Genomic DNA, 2595 nt, shown 5'->3' on the forward strand with positions numbered 1-2595 from the left:
AGGTACCATGGCTCTTGAATATTTAAGGCCTGCTCAAATATATGTTTTGTTATCATATTTGCTCCTTTGGATTTTGATTGGGATTTTACCTATTATATCATTTACCCACTCAAAAGTCAAAAGAGCCCAAATGAGCTTTATGCATAATAAATGGCTAAAAGACCTACATTATGAATTTTTGACCTATGCTAAACCTGTTGGATTAGGGGTTTATGGAATAAGTGTAAGTTGTTTAGATGTGGATGATTTAAAAGGAAGAGATAAAGATGGCAATTTAATAGGAAATTTTGGTGCAAAGGATTTAGCCGCTCAATTAGCTTATGGTTTAATGACCGATACCAATTTATCAATAGGTGCCTCATTAAAACTTATTAAACAAAAGATTGAGAGTGAAAAAGCTTGTGCATTAGCATTTGATATTGGTCTTTTATACCATGAACCATTACTAAAAAACCTTAGCTTTGCATTTGTCATCCAAAATATTGGCACAAAACTTAAATTTATCCACAAACGAGAAGATTTACCAGTTATTTACCGCGCAGGTATTTCTTACAAAATGCTTGATGACAGACTGATTTTAGCCGCTGATTTAACTCAACCAGCAGATAATGACTGTCGAATAAACTTAGGTACAGAATATATCCTCACCTCAAATTTAGCATTAAGATGTGGGTATACTTCAAAGAATGACTTAGATAATGGATTTAGTTTTGGGGCAGGATTTAAATTCAATATTCTCCAGCTTGACTATGCCTATGTCCCCTACGGCAATTTAGAGAATACCCACCGTATTTCCGTCTCATTCTACTTTTAAGCATTTTCCCGCCCGGTGTTGACGCCTTGCACATAAATTCCACCTGTGCAATTAGAAATAAAGGGATAATATTTTGGAGACGTTGTCCCCAAGCCCCTGCTGGGGAATTGCAATCCCCCAATCTCCCTTTATACTGTTTGCCATAGAAGCTTATTTGGTTATTCTACAAGGTAATATTGAGGGATAAAAAGCATTCTTCTGTATAACCTTGCAGGAATAATCAACTCTCCTTATCTTCATAATCCCCATATCTCTTTTTCTTACACTATTTCAATCTTTATGATAGTCTCGTGTTGAACAAATAACGCACGGAATTTGATTCTGGTAAGTGGTGATTGGTAATTGGTAATTATAGCAGTTATTAACTGGAAGTTTACATAGGATAATACCCATAAATAAGGCATGAGAATAATCGTTCCGTTAGGAACATAATATCGGTAGGAATAGATAGACAAATCAATCAGTTCCGTAGATGGTAGAAAATTTATGGAAAGCCATTTACCGATATATTGTCCCTACGGAACATTATTTGTGTGATATTTATTTCTACCGATATGTTGTCCCTATGGAACATTATTTGTATTTCTAAGTAAAGTTTTGAATAATAACTGCTATAAATACCGTTCGGCTGAGGTAATCGGTCAGTTATTGGTGGGAGAAAGACACAAAGATTAAGTTTCTCGCAAAGGCGCAGAGTGCACAAAGATTATAATCAGATTATAATCTATTTACAATTCTGGTAATTCCATCCTTAATCAATTCAACATTAAAGTCAACACACCCCTAATCCCTCTCAAGAGGTAAAGTTAAACAACACGATAAGGAATCTGCCCCCAACTCCTTTTCCTTAAAATCTAATCCTAAGTCCCTGAGAGGAAATCTGGATATCACCTTTTTCCCAGGCCTTATCAAGGGAACAGACGGTATTCCCCACCCATATTCCAAGCACTGCCCCGGCAAAGACATCGGCTATCCCATGCACATCGCTATTAAGCCGCTGAAGTCCGACCAGGGAGGCAATGGTATAGCCTGTTACCTTCACCCACCGGGATGGATATTGGTGAGAGATTACTGTGGTCAGGGTAAAGGCGGTTGAGGTATGGCCTGAAGGAAAGGCATCGTACCCGCTAAAAGGGTAAAAATCATCCCAGTTTCTCTCTCCCACTTGCTGGAAGGGACGGGGACGGCCAAAGATATCCTTAAAAAAACGGGTTAAAGAACCGTTGAATAGAACTGCCTCTGATAACAACATAGAGGTTTTCTTCAGTTTGCTATTCTTAGAGGCCAGACCTGATAAATAGAGTGTTCCCATAGTTAGATAAAATTCGCGGTGAGTTACACCTAACGGCTCTATATACTTACCTATCTTCTCATACTCTATCTTTGTTAATTCACGATTTAACCTATCATCTACAGCCATTAACCCATAGCTAATGCCTGAAAACAGAAGGAGCTTTTTGACGCTTCCACTATCCATCCTTAATGGAGAGTTAATGATATAGGTTGCATCATAGCCCACTCTTACCACAAGTTTCTTAACAGTGGCCAACTTATCTGCCTCCTCAGCCAAAATAATATTGTTCCAGCCCAGTATTAACAAGACAACCACGAGACATTGTTGAAGCCATGGTCTCATACTTCCCTCCTCTTTTATCGGAACTTCCCCCAGAAAATACACAAAAAGGCTCCATTAACATATTGATAATTAAGAAGATATGTTAATTAGGCTTTTTTAATTTTCGTAGATACACTATGGACGGGCGATTTTATTACTAAATATC

At 37.7% G+C, this 2595-nt stretch carries 3 protein-coding genes; 1 reads left to right on the plus strand and 2 read right to left on the minus strand.

What is annotated here, in order from left to right:
• A partial coding sequence (locus AB1414_18965; GenBank protein MEW6609494.1) for a PorV/PorQ family protein occupies positions 1–814 on the plus strand: 814 nt, incomplete at its 5' end.
• A 260-nt stretch (positions 815–1074) separates the two neighbouring features.
• Here AB1414_18965 and AB1414_18970 read toward each other — a convergent pair.
• Together AB1414_18970 and AB1414_18975 are read right to left on the minus strand one after the other, a co-directional pair.
• Positions 1075–1269 (minus strand): hypothetical protein, encoded by a 195-nt coding sequence (locus AB1414_18970; protein ID MEW6609495.1) that lies wholly within the window; start codon positions 1267–1269, stop codon positions 1075–1077.
• A gap of 392 nt (positions 1270–1661) precedes the next feature.
• Positions 1662–2450 (minus strand): phosphatase PAP2 family protein, encoded by a 789-nt coding sequence (locus AB1414_18975; protein MEW6609496.1) that lies wholly within the window; start codon positions 2448–2450, stop codon positions 1662–1664.
• Positions 2451–2595 lie beyond the last annotated feature (145 nt).

It is taken from the genome of bacterium, from assembly GCA_040755795.1.
Lineage (GTDB): Bacteria > UBA9089 > CG2-30-40-21 > CG2-30-40-21 > SBAY01 > JBFLXS01.

Bases quoted from the DNA above. Each gene is read 5' to 3' on its own strand.
- AB1414_18975 (MEW6609496.1), bottom strand. From the start codon at position 2,450: ATGAGACCATGGCTTCAACAATGTCTCGTGGTTGTCTTGTTAATACTG.